Genomic DNA, 17827 nt, shown 5'->3' with positions numbered 1-17827 from the left:
GTGCTGCTGCTCGGGCGGTCGGTTCACGGCTGGTCGCGGTGGACGAAGACGTCCGGTTGGCCGTTGGTGTCCCCGGCCACGAGGTTCGTGGCGTACGAGGTGAACACCACGGCGTGGGCGTGCTGGTCGGCGTCGGGGAAGTAGCTCGCGGCGTCGGCCTGCTGTCCGTCGGTGCCGACGCTCACCCGGCGCAGTGCCGGGCCGGGCAGGTCGGCGACGAAGATGTCGCGTACGTCGTTGGTGTCGCCGGGGACCAGGTCGCCGCCGGCGGAGGCCATCGGGATGTGCTTGCCGTCGCCGCTGATGCTGGCCCAGAAGGTGCCGCCGGGCGCGGGCACGCCGTCGGCGCCCTTGTCGATGAGCTGCAGGGTGTTGTCGTCCAGGTCCTGCAGGTAGATGTGGTTGGCGCCGGTGGCGGGGCTGTCCGCGGTGAGGTTGGTGGCGTGGGAGTTCAGGACGACGTAGCGGTTGTCGTCGCTGATGGTGCCGCCGATGGTGATCTGGTCGGACTGGACGCCGGCCGTCGAGACGCTCAGCCGGGTGGTGCGGCCGGTCGCGGTGTCGTGCAGGAACTCGTCGACCTTCTTGTTGGTGTCGTCGGCCACCAGGTCGGTGGCGTTGGAGAAGAAGGTGACGTACCGGCCGTCGGCGCTGATCTGGGTGCCGTCGCTGGCCGCGTTGCCGGGGGTGCCGTCGGAGGCGGCGCTGGTGCGGACGACCTTGCCGCTGTTCATGTCGCGGACCACGGTGTCCCAGGTGCCCGAGGGAGTGCCCGGGACCAGGTTGGTCGCGGCGGTGGCGAAGGCCACGTACCGGCCGTCGGCGGAGAGCGTCGGGCGCATGCTGTCGCCGTTGCCGGGGGTGCCGTCGGCGGCGGCCGAGGCCAGCACGGTCGCGCCGGTGCGCAGGTCGGTGCGGTAGATGTGGGAGCGGCCGTCGCGGACCCCGCGGACGAGGTTGGTGGAGTCGGCGGAGTAGACGGCGTAGCGTCCGTCGGCGCTGATGATCGGGTCGATGCCGGTGCAGCCGTCGGACTCGGTGCCGTCCCAGCCGCGGTCGACGCGGACGGTGGTGCCGCGGTCGAGGTCGCGCAGGAACACGTCGGTGCAGTCGTTGCGGTCGCCGCGCACGAGGTTGCTCGCGTGCGAGGTGAACACGACCAGACGGCCGTCGGCGCTGATGGAGGCCCGCTCGCTGGGCCCGTTGGCCGGGCGGCCGCCGAGGCCGACGCTGACCAGGACGGTCGTACCGCCGTCACCGGTGGCCCCGGTGGCGGGGCCGGGTGCGACGGCCACCGCCACGAGTGCGAGCGCGGCGACCGGCAGCGCCCCCCGGATGGCCCTCGCGGGAGCCGTTCGGTCCTTTCTCATACTGCCCTCCTCGTGCCCTGCGCCCGGCGGCGCACGGTCGCGGAGAGGGTCACACCCGGGCCTCGTGCGGTGCTCCAATGCACCTCGAACCGGCCAACTGGCGTGATCGGCACGGCCGTTCGCCTGCCGGGAAAGCACACAGCCACCCGGGCGGCGGGGGAATGATGCCCGGGTGGCTGTGGGTTCGGGGGCAGGGCTATTTCGCGGTGATGCTCGCGGGGGCGGGCGTCGGGGCGCCGAGGTGGTCGGACAGGGCGCCGAGGACGCCGGTCAGGACCCGCTCCAGACGGGATTCGACGCCGATCTCGGCGACCTTGCGGCCCAGCCGCCCGGAGCCCGGTACGAGGTTGTGGACGCTCAGTACGACCCGGCTCGCGCCGTCCGCCGGTTCGACGGTGTAGGTGCCGCCGAACCAGGTCTGCACGGTGACCGCCCCGGCCGCACGGTCCACGGTCAGCTCCAGGTAGTCGGCGCCGGAGTCGCCGAAGCGGCCGACGAACTTGTCGGGGCCGCCCTCCAGGGTCACCGCCCCGCTCTCCCGGGTGTGGTCGCCGGCCAGCACCAGCGCGTTGCCGTCGACGCCGGCCTCGCCCTCGCGCACGGTCAGCAGGGCCTCGGCCACGTGCTCCACGGGGGCCTCGACGATGCCCTCGACGCGCCACTTGGCCTGCTCATTGGCCTGCTCAGCCGCAAACGTGTTCATGACTACCCCTCAAGGCTGAAAGATTCCATACGTGGGACTTCTCGGAGTCTCGACAGCCGATGGCGGCGATCGAGGACGCGGTGCGGGACAACGGCGGGCGCGGGACGGGTCGACGACCTGTTGCGGGATCTGACGCGCCCGCTGTCCGGGGCGCCGCTCACCACGCCACCGGCAGCGCGTTGACGCCCCGGATCATCCCGGTCCCCCAGCTCAGCTCCCGCTCGGCGACGGCCAGCCGCAGGGCGGGGAAGCGGCGCACCAGGGCGTCGAGTGCCACCTGCAGCTCCACCCGGGCCAGGGGCGCCCCGAGACAGCGGTGGATGCCGTGTCCGAAGGCGATGTGCCGGTTCTCCGGGCGGCCGAGGTCGAGGACATCGGGGTCGTCGAAGGCCTCGGCGTCCCGGTTGGCGGACGCGGTGGACGGGATCACCGCCTCACCGGGCCGGACCACCGTGGCGCCGATCTTGACCTCCTCGGTGGCGATCCTGATGGTGCCGCCGCTCACCGGCCCCGGGGTCCAGCGCAGCAGTTCCTCCACGGCCTCGGCCGGGAACGGGCCGCCGCGCAGCGGGTCCAGCTGTCCGGGGTGGCGCAGCAGCGCGAGCACCGAGTTGGCCAGGGAGTTGGCGACCGTGTGGTAGCCGGCGGTGATGAGCGTGGCGGCGACGGTGACCAGTTCCGCGGGGCGCAGCCGGTCCTCGTCGCGGGCCGCGATCAGGGTGCCGAGCAGGTCGTCGCCCGGGGTCTGCTGCTTCTCCGCGATCAGGTGCCGCAGATAGTCGGCGAGCCGCTCCCGGGCGCCGGTGACCGCGCCGGCCGCGTGCGGGGCGAGGGTCAGGGCCGCGTCCGTCCACTCCTTGAAGGACTCCCGGTCCTCGTCCGGCACGCCCAGCAGTTCGCAGATGGTGATGATGGGCAGCGGGCGGGCCAGGTGCTCCACCAGGTCGACGGGCGGCCCGATCTCCGCCATGTCGTCCAGCAGCCGCTCGGCGGTACGGGCGATCCGCGGCCGTAACCGCTCTGCCTGACGGCCGGTGAAGGCGGGGGCCAGCAGCCGGCGCAGCCGGGTGTGGTCGGGCGGGTCCATCGCCATGATGGAGTCCGGTTCGGGGCGGGCCGGGCCGAGCCGCGGCGCGTCGGGCCGGGTGGTGGCCGCGCGGCTGAGGCGGGGGTCGTTGAGCACGGCGCGGACGTCCTCGTACCGGGTCACGAGCCAGGCCCGGTCCCCGGTGGGCAGGTCGGCACGGGCCACCGGGCAGCTCTCCCGCAGCAGTCGCCACTCGGCCGGCGGATCGAACAGGCGGCTGGTCTCGAACGGGAAGCGCAGGCCCTCGTCCGGGATGTCGTCGGACAAGACGGTCCTCCAGGATGCTCGATGAGGCGCGGTGGGCCGTTCAGTCGACGACTTCCATCTGGCCCATCATTCCCATGGTCATGTGGCCCAGCAGATGGCAGTGGTACATGAACTTGCCCGTGTAGTCGGTGAACTTGAGCTTGAAGCGGACGGTCCTGCCCGGCATGACCGTGACGGTGTCCTTCAGGCCCGCCTCGCCGGGCGCGGGGGCCGTCCCGTCGCGGTCCACCACCTGGAAGTGCTCCAGGTGGGTGTGCATCGAGTGCGGGATGCCGAACCTGGTGTCGGTGTTGGTGACGGTCCAGATCTCGGTGGTGCCGAGTCGGGGCCGGAGGTCGACGCGCTCGGGGTCGAACGGCTTGCCGTTGATGAGGTGTTGTCCGGTGGCGACGTCGAAGGACATCACGAAGGTCCGCTCGACGGTGGGGGTGCCGAGGTCGGGCACGGGGCGCAGCCGGTCGGGGACGCTGGAGGGGTCTTCCGCGGTGCGCACCACGTCGAAGCGCATGACCTCCGGGGCCTCGCCGGGGAAGGCGAGCTTGTTGCCGAGGACGATCTTCGAGCCGACGGGGTAGCGGGAGAAGTCGATGACGACCTCCTGCCGTTCGGCCGGCCATATCTCCAGTACCCGGGCGGGGACCGGGGCGGGCAGCAGGCCCCCGTCGGAGGCGATGTGGGTCATCTCGTCGCCCTCGCCCAACTGCAGCAGGAACGCCCGCTCGTTGGAGGTGTTGGTCAGGCGGATGCGGTACTTGCGGGCGGCGACCTCGAAGTACGGGCGCGGGCTGCCGTTGACCAGGAGGGTGGGCCGGTCGCGGAAGCCGTCCATGGCGTACACCAGTGAGCCGTCGGCGGCGAACTTGGCGTCCCGCAGGTACAGGGGGACGTCGTAGCGGCCCTTGGGCAGGGGCAGCCGCTCCTCGAACTCGTCGGTCAGGAGGTAACCGGCCACCGTGCCGCGGTAGATGTTCTCGGTGTGCGCCTCCAGCGAGTGGTCGTGCAGCCACAGGGTCGAGGCGCGCTGCTCGTTGGGGTAGAAGAAGACGCGGCTGCCGCCGGGGCGCACCTCCTCGGCGGGGTGTCCGTCGTAGCGGGCGGGGACGTGGCCGCCGTGCAGGTGCATGGAGAACGGCACGTCGAGGGCGTTGGTCTGCTCGATGAACACCGGCCGGCCGCGGGTGGCCCTGATGACCGGGGCGACCTCGCCGTTGAACAGCCGCATCCGGGTGGTGGTCCCGGGCAGCACGGTGACGTCGGCCTCTTTCGGGCTGAGCCGATAGACGTCGTACCACCCCTTGGACCGCCCGCGCCCCTGCCGGACCGGGCTCAGCACCCGGGCGGGCCTGAGCGGGACGCCGAAGGGCTCGTCGGCCGCCGCAGCGCCGGATCCCTCGGCCAGGGCGATGCCGGAGGCGGAGCCGGCCGCCAGCACACCGGTGGCGGCGCCCGCCTTGATCAGTTGCCTGCGCGTCAGCACGTGCACTCTCCTTCGTCACCTCGTTCCGGCGCCGCACGGGACCGGCAGCGCACATTCAGCCGCAACGGCCTAGGCGCCCGCTTGAGCGGCGGTACACCGGGGTGGAGGGGGCGGGAGTGGGGTTGGGTGGTGGGGGTGGGCGGTGGTGGGGGGCTGGGTGGTGGCGGGGGGCCTGCGCGGTGGTGAGGGGCTGGGCGGTGGCGGGGGGTTGGGCGGTGGCGGGGTGGCCGGATCCGGTGCCACGTATCGCAGCGGTTCGCCGAGACGGCAGAGGCGCGCCTCACATCGCGTGGCGGGCGGTACATGGGGGCCGGTGGGTGTGACCGGATGGCGTGCTGTGCGGCGCGGTCGGGGGCGGCGGGCCGTCCGGGGGTGTTCCGCGGGGACCGACGCCGCGGTCGGCCTGAGGCCGCGCCGGCACACCCGGACCGGGACACGCCCATCCCCCCAGCCACGCAGTCCGCGAGGGCCCCGCGCCGCCACACCCGGCCGCCGGAGCACGCCCTGCCCCACCCGCGCGGGGCGGCGGATGCCGCCGCGCCTCGAGCCGTGCGGTGATCCTCCGGGCCCGCCTCACACCGCCGTACCTCACGCCGCGGGGCCCTCGGAGGGCGGCGGATGCCACCGCCCCCATACCCCGCGCCGCCACACCCGAGTCACCGGGGCATGCCCTACCCACAGCCCCGCAGGACGGCGGATGTCGCCGCGCCTCGAGCCGTGCGGCGGTGATCCTCCGGGCCGGCCCACACCGCCGTACCTCACGCCGTGCGGTGGACCTTGTGTTGGGCTGCCTGGGCTCGGGGGCGGACTATGACCAGGTCGATGTTGACGTGGGTGGGGCGGGTGACGGTCCAGGTGACGGTGTCGGCTATGTCCTCGGCCGTGAGGGGGGACTCGATGCCCCGGTAGACCGCGGCCGCCGCGTCCTCGTCGCCGCGGAAGCGGTTGAGGGCGAACTCCTCGGTGCGCACGATGCCGGGTGCGATCTCGATCACCCGGACCGGCTCGCCGCACAGTTCCAGCCGCAGCGTGGCCGCGAGCGCGTGCGCCCCGTGCTTGGCGGCCGCGTAGCCACCGCCGCCCTCGTAGGCGACATGGCCCGCGGTGGAGGACAGCACCACGACAGTGCCGTCGCCGCTCGCCACGAGCGCGGGCAGCAGGGCCTGGGTGACGTGCAGGACGCCGAGGACGTTCACCTCGTACATCGCCGACCAGTCGGCGGGGTCGGCGACGGCCACGTACTCGGTGCCGAGCGCGCCGCCCGCGTTGTTCACCAGCACGTCGACCCGGTCCAGGCCGTCGGCGAAGGCCCGTACGGCGTCGCGGTCGGTGACGTCGAGGGTGTGCACGGAACACCGGCCGCCGTCCGCCTCGATCCGCGCGGCGACCTCGTCGAGGCGGTCCTTGCGGCGGGCGGCCAGCACCACCCGGTACCCCGCGGCGGCGAGCCGACGGGCCGTCGCGGCACCGATCCCGCTCCCCGCTCCGGTGACGACGGCGGTGGCTGCGCTCATATGGCTTGTGCGGCTCATGGGGGTACCTCCAGGGACTCCGCGGACCGAGACCCCCGCACCGTGCCGCCCCCCTCTCGATACGCCCTGAAGTCACCCTTGAGCCGGTCTACGGAGCATGCCGGGCCTCGGAGCAAAGAGGAGGAACCGGTGATGCAAGCGAACGTCAGCGACGGATCCGCGAGGCTCGGGCGCCGTGGAGTGCTGTTCGGAATGGCCTCGGGCGCGGTCGCGCTGCTGCCCACGCCCGCGCTCGCCCAGGAGGGCGCGCGTGGCCGGCGTGCGGCGCAGCTCGTGGAGGCGGTGGCCGCGCCCGACGCACTGACCCTGAGCACGGACTCGGTGACCGCGGGCGCGGTGACCCTGCGCGCCACCACCCCCGACCAGAAGCAGCAGCACCCGCTCGGTCTCGTCAGGCTGCGGCCCGGCGTGACCCTGGTGGACTTCCTGACCCACTACCGGCAGGCCGCCACCGCCACCGACCCGGCCGAGCGCCGGACCGGCCTCGCCCTCATCGACAGCGAGGCCCGCTACTTCGGCGGACCGGCGGTCAGCGCGGTGGGCGGCCCGGTCGAGACGAGCTGGATCCTCGCGCCCGGCACCTACCACCTCGTCGACTACACCACCGTCGACCCCGCCCACCCCGAGCGCGTGCGCACCCTCACCGTGACCGGCACCCGCCCGCAGGGCCGCCTGCCCGTCACCGCGCACACCATCGCCCCGTACGACGACGGCGACCAGGGCCGCTACCTCACCGCCCCCACACTGCCCGCCGACGGCACCTTCCAGGTCGTCAACCACACCGCCCAGCTCAACGAGGTGATGTTCCTGCGCACCACCCCGGGCGCCACCGAGGCGGACGTCACCGCCTGCATGGAGGCGCTGCGCAAGGGCCAGCAGCCGCCGGTGTACCCCTTCGTCGGCGTGCCCGTCGGACTCACGCCGCTGCAGCCCGGCGCCTCCGCGGTCTTCTCCCTCGCCCTGCAGCCCGGCGGCTACCTCCTCACCTCCTTCATCAGCAACCGGCAGACGCTCGTCAAGCGCGCCTTCGAGGGCATGTGGCAGCTGGTCACGCTCCGCTGACCCGCCGTCGCCCCTCCCCCACGAGAGCCATCAGCCAGTCCTACGCGAGAGAGAGATGAGCAATTATGAGGACGGTGGCCCCACGAGACGGGCGACGGCGCGTCCTGCTGTCCACGGTCTCCTCGGACGCCCACACCTGGAACCTGGTCTTCCTGCAGCTGCTGCTCGAGGAGATGGGCCACGAGGTCGTCAATCTCGGGCCGTGCGTACCCGACCGGCTGCTGCTCGACTCCATGCGCCGCGTCCGGCCCGACCTGCTCGTGGTCAGCACCGTGAACGGCCACGGCCGCCTCGACGGGGCACGGGTGATCCGCAAGCTGCGCGCCGACCCCGTCGCCGGCGACGTCCCCGCCGTCATCGGCGGCAAGCTGGGCATCGACGGCGACGAGGGCACCGCGGCCGCCCGGGCCCTGGTCGACGCCGGTTTCGACGCGGTGTTCACCGACACCGCGGACGCCTCGTCGATCGGCCGGCTCCTCGGCGCGCTGCCGCAGCGGGCCGCGGAGGGCAGGGCGGTATGACGGAGCAGTCTGTGCGCGGCCGTTCCCCCGCCGACCTGGGCGACCGCGTGCGCCGGGCGGCGGACGCGGGCCGTCTCGTCGTACAGCCCCGGATGGGGATGGCCGCCCCGGAGGCGATGGCCGCGGGTCTGCGGGCGGTGTGCTCGCTGCCGTTCCCGACCGTCGGCACCCTCACGCTGGACAGCTACACCCGAGTCGGCGACCACGACCACGCGCGGGCGGCGCTGGCCGCGGGCGACCCGCTCAACGGCTTCCCGCTCGTGGCGCACGGCCCGCGGGTCGCCGACGAGGTCGCGCGGGCGGCCGGGGACCGGCCGGTGCAGGTGCGGCACGGTTCCGCGCTGCCGCGGGACATCTTCCGCACGATGGTGCGCGCCGGGCTGTCCGCGAGCGAGGGCGGCCCGGTGTCGTACTGCCTGCCCTACGGCCGCACCCCACTCGCCGAGTCGGTCGCCAACTGGCGTGACGCGACAGCGGAGTTCGCCGGGCTGAGCCGGGACCGCGGGCTGCGCGCGCATCTGGAGACCTTCGGCGGCTGTCTGCTCGGTCAGCTCTGCCCGCCCTCCCTGCTGGTGGCGACGAGCCTGCTGGAGGCCCTGTTCTTCGTGCAGCAGGGCACGCCCAGCGTGTCGCTGAGCTACGCCCAGCAGACCGACGCCCGGCAGGACGTGGAGGCGCTGACCGCGCTGCGGATGCTCGCGGACGCCTGGCTGCCGGGCCATGTCGACCGGCATCTGGTGCTCTACACGTACATGGGTGTCTTCCCGGGCAGTCCGCGGGGCGCCCGGCTGCTGATGGACCGCAGCGCGGAGCTGGCGGTGCGCGGCGGCGCCCAGCGGCTCGTGGTGAAGACCCCGGCGGAGGCGCTGCGGCTGCCGACCGTCGCGGAGAACATCGCCTCGCTCAGGTCGGCCGACCGCGCCGCCGAGCGGGCCCGGGCGGACAGCCGGATCCCCTGGGCGCACGAGGTGGACCCCGGTGAGGTGCTGGCCGAGGCCGGGGCGCTGGTCGAGGCGACACTGGAGCTGCACGAGGACGTGGGCACCGCGCTGACCCGCGCCTTCGCCGCCGGGATCCTGGACGTGCCGTTCTGTCTGCACGAGGACAACCGGGGGCTGACCCAGGCGGCGGTCGACGGGGAGGGACGGCTGCGCTGGACGAGGACCGGGCGGATGCCGCTGCCGCGCCGGGTGGGCGCGGCAGCGGGCCCGGTCACGGCGGGCCGGCTGCTGCAGATGCTGCGGTACACCGCCGACCGGCATGACCTGCTCGCTCTGGAGGCGGCCCCGGAGTCCGGTTCGGCCGGATTCCCCGAACCGCTGCCCGGGGACGCGCCGCCCGAGCCGTACCGGATCGCGGTCGTGGGCACCGGGCCGCGCGGCATCTCCGTGCTGGAACGGCTGGCGGCCCGCCTCGCCGAGCGGCCCGCTCCGCGTCCCGTCGAGGTGTACGCGATCGACGCCGTGGAGGTGGGGCCGGGCCGTATCTGGCGTACGGACCAACCGCGTTGGTCGATGATGAACACGGTCTGCGGCGAGGTCACCATCTTCTCCGGACTCCCCGACTCCGGTCCCGCCCGGGCGGGCGCCGGGCCCTCGCTGTACGAGTGGTGGCGGGTCGTGGAGCCGGACCGGGCCGCCCCCGACGTGTGCGCGCCGCGCGGGCTGTACGGCCAGTACCTCGCCTACGCCCTGGACCGGATCGAGCAAACGTTGCCGCCGGACACGCTCAGGCTGCGGCGGCTGCGCCGGTACGTCGAGACGGTCGTCCGCGAGCCGGACGGACGGTATCTGCTCTCGCTCGGCGGCGGGGAGCAACTGCGCGCCGACCGGGTGGTGCTGACGACCGGTCACCCGCTGCCCGAACTCCGGCCCGAGCAGCGCGCGTTGGCGGACTTCGCAGCGACACGCCCCGGGTTGCGGTACGTGCGGGGCGACTCGGCGGTCGACATGCCACTGGGCGACGTCCCACCCGGCAGCACCGTGGGCGTCATCGGCCTCGGGCTGTCCTTCTACGACGTGCTCGCCGCCCTCACCACCGGGCGTGGCGGCCGGTTCGCGCCGGCCGACGGGGGCGGACTGCGGTACGTGCCCAGCGGGCGGGAGCCGGTGGTGGTGGCCGGGTCCCGCAGCGGGGTGCCGCTGCTCGCCCGGGGCCGCAACCAGAAGGGGCCCCGGCACACCTACCGACCGCTGCTGTTCACCCGGGAACGGATCCGCGCCCTGCGCCGCCGCGGACCACTCGACTTCCGCGCCGACGTCCTGCCATGGCTGCTGGCCGAGGTGGAACTGGTCCGCTGCGCAACGGCACTGCAACGAGCCTACGGCCCCGACATCGCCGAACGCTTCCGCCACGAGGCGGTGGAGGCGGTACGCGCGTGGGGAGACGGCCGGGGGGCGGTACGCGCAACGGGCGGCGACGCGCAGGCAGTCCGCGCGCCAGGCGACCCGCGGGCAGCGCATGCGCCGGTCCCTGGCCCGCAGGACGTCGTCGTGCGGGCGGCGGCGCGTTGCGGGGTGCGTGGGTGGCGGGCCGTGGATCTGGAGGAGTGGGCCTGGCCGTTTCGTGGGCGGCGGTTCGCGAGTCCCGAGGCGTTCGAGGCGGAGTTGGCCGCGTTGTTGCGCCGGGATCTGGAGCTTGCCGCCGAGGGGAACGCCGAGGGGCCGGTGAAGGCGTGCCTCGACACCATCCGGGACGTGCGCGGAGTGCTGCGCACCGCGGTGGACTTCTCCGGGCTCGCACCCGACTCGCACCGCGAGGACTTCCTGTCGGACTTCGTGCCGATGGTGTCCCGGCTGACCACCGGTCCGCCCATGGTGCGCCTGGAGCAGCTGCTCGCGCTCCTGGACACCGGGCTGCTGCGCGTCGCCGGGCCGGACGCCCGGTTCGGGGCCGACGAGGACACCGGCCGGTTCTTCGTGGAGTCCCCGCATGTCGCGGACAGCCGCAGCGCGCTGGACGTGCTGATCGACGCCCGCATCCCCGAGCCCGACCTGCGCCGGGCCCACGGCGACCTCACCGCCCGACTGCGCGACCAAGGGCTGCTCACGCCGTACGTCAACCGGGGCCCGGACGGCACGGAGTTCGCCACCGGCGGTGTCACGGTCACGGGCTCGCCGTTCCATCCGGTCCGCGCCGACGGACGCCCCGAGACCGGCATGTACGTGCTGGGCATCCCGAGCGAGTTCACCCGCTGGTTCACCCAGGTCGGCAGCGGACGCCCCGGCGTGTGGGGGGAGTTCACGGCCGACGCCGACGCGATAGCCGAGGACGCCCTGACCGGGGCGCACACCACCCCCGACCACCCGGAACTGACCGGCGTCGTGCTGAGCCCCCGCTGGCGCACGGCACTGACCACGACTGAAGACGAGGGAGAACGGTGATGTCGGCACCACCTAGTGACACGGGACCCGCCCGGACGGACGGCACCGGGCGCCCGGCCGTCACCCGCCAAGGCCCGGAATACCGTTCCGCTCGTCACACCGAGGCCCACCACCACTTCCGCGCCGCCCGCGACCTGTTGCTCAGCCACCGCACCGATCCCGACACCGCCGTCGCCCGCTTCCGCTGGCCACGACCCGCCTACTTCAACTGGGCGTTGGAGTGGTTCGACGTCGTCGCGGAGGGAAACGACGCGCCCGCGCTGGAGCTCGTCGGGCGGGACGGCAGCGTGCGCGGGGTGTCGTACGCCGAGCTGTCGCGGCGCTCGGACGCGGTGGCCGTGTGGCTGGCCCGGCTGGGAGTGGCCCGCGGTGACCGGCTGATGGTGGTGCTCGGTACGCAGGTGGAGCTGTGGGAGGTGCTGCTGGCGGCGCTGAAACTGGGGGCCGTGGTGGTGCCCAGCCACCCGGACCTGACCCCGGACCAGGCCGCCGACCGGGTCGGCCGCGGGCGCCTCGCGCATCTGGTGTGCCGGTCCGCGTCGACCGACGCCTTCGCGTCCGTGGCCGTACCCGGCGTACGGGTCGCGGTGCCCGGCCCCGACGGGCGGGTGCCCCGGGGCTGGACCGACTACGGCGACAGCCACGCGGTCGGTGAACCCTTCGTCCCCGACGGCCCCACCCTCGCCGACGACGTGGCCTTCTGCTACTTCACCTCCGGCACCACCTCCACGCCCAAGCTGGTCGCCCACACCCACCTCAGCTATCCGGCCGGCCATCTCTCCAGCCTCTACTGGAACGGCCTGCTGCCCGGCGACCGGCACGTCAACGTCTCCTCCCCCGGCTGGGCCAAGCACTCCTGGAGCAGCCTGTTCGTGCCGTGGAACGCCGAGGCCACGATCGTCGCGCTGCCCGAGGGCCCGGTGGACCCGGCGGGTCTCCCCCGGCTGCTGGACCGGCTCGCGGCGGACAGCTTCTGCGCCCCGCCGAGCACCTGGCAGGCCCTGCGCCCCCATCTCGGCTCGGCCGCACCCCGGTTGCGGGAGGCGACGAGCGCCGGGGAGCCCCTGCCGACGGACCTCGCCGAGGCCGTACGGGACGCCTGGGGTGTCGTCGTACGCGACGGGTACGGCCAGACCGAGACGACGGCGCTGATCGGCACCCCGCCCGGCAGCACCCCCCGGCCCGGACTGCTGGGCCGCCCGCTGCCCGGCTACCGCATCACCCTGCGCGACCCGGACACCGGCGAGCGTCGCGGGCAAGTGGGCGAGATCTGCGTCGAGTTGGCGCCCGGGATCGGTGAGGGGGGCGCGGACGGCGGGCGGCCGGTCGGTGTGATGGCCGGCTATCCGGACGATCCCGAGCGCACCGAACGGGCCCTGGGGCGCGGCTGGTACGCCACCGGCGACCTCGGCGAACGAGACGCCGACGGCTGGATCCGGGTCCTGGGCCGGCGCGACGACGTGTTCAAGTCCCACGGCCACCGCGTCTCCCCGTACGAGGCGGAGGCCGCGCTGCGCGCCCACCCGGCCGTGGCGGACGTGGCGGTGGTGCCGGTGCCCGACGAGACGGCCGGTCTGCTGCCGCTCGCCGTCGTCGTCCCGGCCCCCGGCCGTACGGCGGACCCGGCGCTCGCCGCCGAACTGCTGGCGCACGCCGAGCGCACCCTCTCCCCCGTCGGCCGCCCCGAGCAGTTGTGCTTCGCCGACCGGCTGCCCCGCACCACCTCCGGCAAGGTCCAGCGGCGTGCGGTGCGCGGGCATTTGGCGGAGTACGGAGCGCCGTACCGAGCCATCATCACTTCTCAGTCAAGGAGTTGACGTCATGTCAGTACAGCGGGCCACGGCCGCCGTTCCCCTGGTCGTCGAGGGGCTCGACCGGCCCGAGGAACTCCTCGGGAAGCTGAAGTTCACACCGCTGACCGCGGACGGGCGGGTCGGGGTCGAGGTCTTCCCGCTCTACACCACCGAGCAGACCGGCCCCACGGGCCCCGCGGCCTCGCTGGTGCGCTACCACCCGGGCGCGGCCGCCGCCCCGCACCGGCACACCAGTTACGAGATCATCCTGGTCCTCGACGGCGAGCTGATCACCGAGGACGGACGGCACCCCAAGAACTCCCTGCTGGTCATGGCCCCCGGCAGCGTGCACGCGCCGCGCACCGAGCAGGGCGCGCTGATGCTGGTGGTGTGGGAGGCGCCGGTGGAGCCGGCGGAACCCGTGAAGTGACCGGGAGCGCGCACGCGGAGGGCCGCCGCACCGCAACGGTGTCGGCGGCCCTCCGCGTGGTTCAGGCGTCCCGGACCTCCTCGGACGCGATGCCGTAGACGGCGTAGTGCCGGCCGAACGAGCGGTCCTGGTACGGCCGCAGCGCCGACGGGTTGTCCTTGTGGTCCGGGCCGAACTGCCAGGTGCGGTACGCCTCCAGGCTCTCCCACTCGCCGTGCAGCACGAACTCGTCGGGCCGGTCCACGTCCCGCAGCAGTTCGCTGCGCAGCAGTCCGGGGATGGCGCCGGGACGCACCCAGCTGATCTCCCGGTACGCCTCCTCCAGCGGCCCGGTCCCCTCCTCGGGGGCCCGCAGATAGATGACCACACGGATGCGCTCGGTACTTGTCGCCTCGGTACTTGTCGCCTCGGTACTTGTCGCCTCGGCACTCTTCGCCTCGGTACTCATCGGCTCAGCCCCTGTCCTCAGTCGTAGTACTCGGGTGCGATCCGCAGCGTCCGCCACTGCTCGGCGTCATGGCCGTGCACGATCAGCGCGTTCTCGGCGCGGGCCAACTGCACCAACCGGCGGGTGGAGGCGCGCAGTTCCTTCTCGTCCAGGTCGAAGGGGAGGACGGGGCGCTTGTCGGCGTCCAGCGCCGCGCTGACCGGGATCGCGTCCACGGCCAGCAGCACGGGCCCGGTGTGCGCCAGGCGGACCAGGACGGACTGGTGGCCCGGCACATGGCCGCCGGAGGCGATCAGCTCGACGCCGGGCAGGAGTTCGGCGTCGCCCTCGACCGTGCGGTAGCGCAGGCCCGGTACGTCCCACAGCGGACGTGAGGCCTCCAGCCGCGGCACGGTGCCCGAGCGGGCCAGGTCGAGGTGCTCGCGCTGGATCACGAACTCGGCGCCGGGAAAAGCGGAATGACCGCCGACGTGGTCGGGGTCGAGATGGGAGCAGACGACGGTGTCGACCTGCTCGGGTCGTACGCCGAGGCGGGACAGCGTCGCCACCACGTCCTCGCCCTCGGCCACCTGGACGGGCCCGCCGCCCGGCGCCGCCCCGGTGTCGACCAGCACCGTACGCCCGTCGTCGGTGCGGATCAGATAGCCGGGCACCGGCGCCTGCAGCCCCGGGATGGTGCCCAGCCTCAGCAAGTACAGCCTCATGTCTGCGCGTTCCCTTCCGGCGCGGCGGGTTGCCGCTGCCGCCCGGCATGGTGGGCGCGCGCGCTCGAGCGGCGCTCAAGCGGAGGCGATCACACTCGGCGCAAGCGCGCCGTCGGACAGAGGAGAGCCCCGTGACGCACGCAGCAGACGAGACGTACCTGGCAGGGGAGGGAGAGCCGGACCCGCAGCGGTGGCGCGCCGCCGCAGTGATCCTCGTGGCCATCGCCCTCGACCTGATCGACACCACGATCGTGAACGTGGCACTGCCCGTGCTGCAGACCGACCTGGGCGCCGGAAAGGCGGCGCTCCAGTGGGTGGCCGCCGCGTACACGCTCACCTTCGCCCTCAGCCTGATCACCGTCGGCCGTGTCGGCGACATGCTCGGCCGCAAGAGGATGATCTCCATCGGCATCGTCGTGTTCGTGGCCGCCTCGCTGCTGTGCGGCGCGGCGCAGAGCACGGAGATGCTCATCGCCTCCCGGGTGCTGCAGGGCCTGGGCGGCGCCATCGTGATGACCCAGGGACTGTCCGTCTTCCAGGTCAGCTTCCCGCCCAAGGAGCGCGCCGCCGTCTTCGGCATGTTCGGTGCCCTGTCCGGTGTCGCCGCGATGCTCGGCCCGGTGCTGGGCGGTGTGCTCGTCAACGCCGACCTGTTCGGCTGGTCGTGGCGCCCGATCTTCCTGGTGAACGTGCCGGTCGGTCTGTTCGCCCTGATCGGGGTGAACCTGTATGTGCGCGAGTCGCGTTCGCCCAACGTCAAGCACCTGGACCTGGTGGGTGTCGCCCTGGTGACGCTGGCCCTGCTGTCGCTGCTGTACCCGCTGGTGCAGGGCGAGCAGGACGGCTGGCCCGCCTGGTCGTTCGTCGCCATGGGCTGCTCGGTGCCGCTGTTCGTGATCTTCGGTCTGTACGAGCGGCGCAAGGCGGCCCGGGACGGCTCCGCGCTGGTGGAGCCGAGCCTGTTCAAGGAGCGGTCGTTCGTGGCCGGTCTGCTGGTGATGCTGAGCTTCTTCGCCATCATCTCGGGCCTGTTCTTCCCGTTCACCCTGTATCTGCAGGTGGGTCTCGGGTTCTCGCCGCTGGCGGCGGGTCTCGCCACCGTGCCCTTCTCCTTCGGCGCGATGATCACCTCGTCGTTCTCGGCGGTCCTGGCGATCAAGATGGGCCGCAAGGTGCTCAGCATCGGCATGGTGATCATGGGTGTCGGCATGGTCGCCCTGATCTGGACGATCAACCACTTCGGTTCCGCCACCGGTGGCTGGGACCTGGCGCCGGCGCTCGCCGTGCTCGGTCTCGGCCTCGGCTTCGTCATCTCGCCGGTGGTCGACATCGTGCTGGGCGGGGTCCCGGTGGAGCACGCCGGCTCCGGCTCCGGGGTGCTGAGCACCGCCGACCAGCTGGGTGCCGCCGCGGGTGTCGCCGTCATCGGCGTGCTGTTCTTCAACCTGCTGGCGGGACAGGCGGTGCCCGGCGCGAACACGGCGCTTCCCGAACTGCGCAAGGAGCTCACCGCGGCCGGGGTCGCCGCGCCGGCCCAGGACACCATCGCGGCCAACTTCCGCGCCTGCGCGAAGGAGAGCGGCAAGAACGAGGACGCGGGTGCCCCGCCCGCCGTCTGCCGGCGGATCGTCCCGGCCGGGGCGGTGCCCGCCGGCCAGGAGCAGCGCGTCGTCAAGGCGCTCGCCAAGGCCTCGGACAAGGCCCGCAAGGAGGGCTACGCCAAGGCCACGGGCCATGTGCTGTGGTACGAGGTCGGCGTCATCGGCCTCGGCTTCCTGCTCACCTTCATGCTGCCCAAGTACGCCCGCAAGCCCGAGTGGGAGCAGGGCGAGGAGGGTGACGCGGGCGGTGAGGAGACGCCGGAGAGCGGCGGCTCCGGCCCGGCGCCCCGGGCGCACACCGCCGAACGCGCCTGACCCGGCCTCGGGGAGACGGACGCCCGCAGGACCGGACCGGGCGTCCGGGGCCGCCGTACGCGCACACCCGCGTACGGCGGCCTCGCCGTGCGCGGGGCTGTAGAGCCCTTCGAGCCGCTCTGCAGAACCCGGCGCCACGCTGGCCGCGCAACCGCGGTCCGGCTGTCGTCCCCCTGGAGGGTTCGTGTCCCGTCGTCTGTTCACCTCGGAGTCCGTGACCGAGGGTCACCCCGACAAGATCGCTGACCAGATCAGCGACACCGTTCTCGACGCGCTGCTGCGTGAGGACCCGGCCTCCCGGGTCGCCGTCGAGACGCTGATCACCACCGGTCTGGTGCACGTGGCCGGCGAGGTCACCACCCGGGCCTACGCGCCCATCGCCCAGCTGGTCCGCGACCGGATCACCGAGATCGGCTACGACTCCTCGGCCAAGGGCTTCGACGGCGCCTCCTGCGGGGTGTCGGTGTCGATCGGCGCGCAGTCGCCGGACATCGCCCAGGGCGTGGACACCGGCGGCGCGGGCGACCAGGGGCTCATGTTCGGTTACGCGACCGACGAGACGCCCACCCTGATGCCGCTGCCGATCTCCCTGGCACACCGCCTGTCCAGGCGCCTGTCCGAGGTCCGCAAGGACGGCACGGTCCCCTATCTGCGCCCCGACGGCAAGACGCAGGTCACCATCGAGTACGACGGCGACAAGGCGGTCCGCCTCGACACGGTCGTCGTCTCCTCGCAGCACGCGAGCGACATCGACCTCGGCTCGCTGCTCACCCCGGACGTCCGGGAGCACGTGGTCGATCACGTCCTCGGCCAACTGGCCGACGAGGGCCTGAAGTTGGACACGGAGAACTACCGTCTCCTGGTCAACCCGACCGGCCGCTTCGAGATCGGCGGCCCGATGGGGGACGCGGGTCTGACCGGCCGGAAGATCATCATCGACACGTACGGCGGCATGGCCCGGCACGGCGGCGGCGCCTTCTCCGGCAAGGACCCGTCCAAGGTGGACCGTTCGGCGGCGTACGCGATGCGCTGGGTGGCCAAGAACGTCGTCGCCGCGGGTCTCGCCTCGCGCTGCGAGGTGCAGGTCGCGTACGCGATCGGCAAGGCCGAGCCGGTGGGTCTGTTCGTGGAGAC

Annotated in this window: 14 protein-coding genes; 7 read left to right on the top strand and 7 right to left on the bottom strand. The window is 73.3% G+C overall.

Annotated features, from left to right (window positions below; genetic code table 11):
- Nucleotides 1-23 precede the first annotated feature (23 nt).
- From ACWCQ1_RS45470 to ACWCQ1_RS45450, 5 genes are all read right to left on the bottom strand, one after another.
- Nucleotides 24-1370, bottom strand: coding sequence for a hypothetical protein (locus ACWCQ1_RS45470; protein WP_451029273.1), 1347 nt, complete (start codon nucleotides 1368-1370; stop codon nucleotides 24-26).
- Nucleotides 1371-1566: 196 nt separating this feature from the next.
- A complete protein-coding gene (locus tag ACWCQ1_RS45465) occupies nucleotides 1567-2073 on the bottom strand; it encodes a hypothetical protein (RefSeq protein ID WP_358608172.1) in 507 nt (168 codons plus the stop codon).
- 157 nt (nucleotides 2074-2230) lie between these two features.
- Nucleotides 2231-3427 (bottom strand): cytochrome P450, encoded by a 1197-nt coding sequence (locus ACWCQ1_RS45460; RefSeq protein ID WP_133043064.1) that lies wholly within the window; start codon nucleotides 3425-3427, stop codon nucleotides 2231-2233.
- 40 nt (nucleotides 3428-3467) lie between these two features.
- The gene (locus ACWCQ1_RS45455) at nucleotides 3468-4904 is read right to left on the bottom strand and encodes a multicopper oxidase family protein (protein WP_358608166.1); all 1437 of its coding nucleotides are present in this window, start codon (nucleotides 4902-4904) and stop codon (nucleotides 3468-3470) included.
- Between the two features lie 758 nt (nucleotides 4905-5662).
- Nucleotides 5663-6418, bottom strand: coding sequence for an SDR family NAD(P)-dependent oxidoreductase (locus tag ACWCQ1_RS45450; protein WP_451029287.1), 756 nt, complete (start codon nucleotides 6416-6418; stop codon nucleotides 5663-5665).
- A gap of 150 nt (nucleotides 6419-6568) precedes the next feature.
- Here ACWCQ1_RS45450 and ACWCQ1_RS45445 point away from each other — a divergent pair, with 150 nt between their 5' ends.
- The 5 genes from ACWCQ1_RS45445 to ACWCQ1_RS45425 all read left to right on the top strand — a co-directional run bounded on the left by ACWCQ1_RS45445 (nucleotide 6569) and on the right by ACWCQ1_RS45425 (nucleotide 13625).
- Nucleotides 6569-7498 (top strand): hypothetical protein, encoded by a 930-nt coding sequence (locus tag ACWCQ1_RS45445; protein ID WP_358608160.1) that lies wholly within the window; start codon nucleotides 6569-6571, stop codon nucleotides 7496-7498.
- Between the two features lie 65 nt (nucleotides 7499-7563).
- Nucleotides 7564-8019, top strand: coding sequence for a cobalamin B12-binding domain-containing protein (locus ACWCQ1_RS45440; RefSeq protein ID WP_133043067.1), 456 nt, complete (start codon nucleotides 7564-7566; stop codon nucleotides 8017-8019).
- On the top strand, nucleotides 8016-11402 hold the full coding sequence (locus ACWCQ1_RS45435) for an FAD/NAD(P)-binding protein (protein ID WP_451029272.1): 3387 nt from the start codon (nucleotides 8016-8018) through the stop codon (nucleotides 11400-11402). Before ACWCQ1_RS45440 ends, ACWCQ1_RS45435 begins: the two co-directional genes overlap by 4 nt.
- Nucleotides 11402-13219 (top strand): AMP-binding protein, encoded by a 1818-nt coding sequence (locus tag ACWCQ1_RS45430; protein WP_451029271.1) that lies wholly within the window; start codon nucleotides 11402-11404, stop codon nucleotides 13217-13219. The genes ACWCQ1_RS45435 and ACWCQ1_RS45430 overlap by 1 nt, the downstream gene beginning before the upstream one ends.
- A gap of 4 nt (nucleotides 13220-13223) precedes the next feature.
- On the top strand, nucleotides 13224-13625 hold the full coding sequence (locus ACWCQ1_RS45425; RefSeq protein WP_358608151.1) for a cupin domain-containing protein: 402 nt from the start codon (nucleotides 13224-13226) through the stop codon (nucleotides 13623-13625).
- A gap of 61 nt (nucleotides 13626-13686) precedes the next feature.
- Here the strand turns inward: ACWCQ1_RS45425 and ACWCQ1_RS45420 are convergent, their stop codons facing one another.
- Together ACWCQ1_RS45420 and ACWCQ1_RS45415 are read right to left on the bottom strand one after the other, a co-directional pair.
- Nucleotides 13687-14073, bottom strand: a complete 387-nt coding sequence (locus ACWCQ1_RS45420) for an antibiotic biosynthesis monooxygenase family protein (protein ID WP_358608148.1) — start codon at nucleotides 14071-14073, stop codon at nucleotides 13687-13689.
- 17 nt (nucleotides 14074-14090) lie between these two features.
- Complete coding sequence (locus ACWCQ1_RS45415; RefSeq protein WP_358608145.1) at nucleotides 14091-14777, bottom strand: N-acyl homoserine lactonase family protein; 687 nt, start codon at nucleotides 14775-14777, stop codon at nucleotides 14091-14093.
- A 131-nt stretch (nucleotides 14778-14908) separates the two neighbouring features.
- Here ACWCQ1_RS45415 and ACWCQ1_RS45410 point away from each other — a divergent pair, with 131 nt between their 5' ends.
- Both ACWCQ1_RS45410 and metK read left to right on the top strand, forming a co-directional pair.
- Nucleotides 14909-16693 (top strand): MFS transporter, encoded by a 1785-nt coding sequence (locus tag ACWCQ1_RS45410; protein ID WP_451029270.1) that lies wholly within the window; start codon nucleotides 14909-14911, stop codon nucleotides 16691-16693.
- A 184-nt stretch (nucleotides 16694-16877) separates the two neighbouring features.
- Nucleotides 16878-17827: methionine adenosyltransferase (gene metK / locus ACWCQ1_RS45405; protein ID WP_451029269.1), on the top strand; the 950-nt coding region annotated here is incomplete at its 3' end.

The sequence above is a fragment of the Streptomyces sp. NPDC002144 genome (genome assembly GCF_053593695.1).
This window is presented reverse-complemented; position numbering and strand designations above follow the sequence as displayed.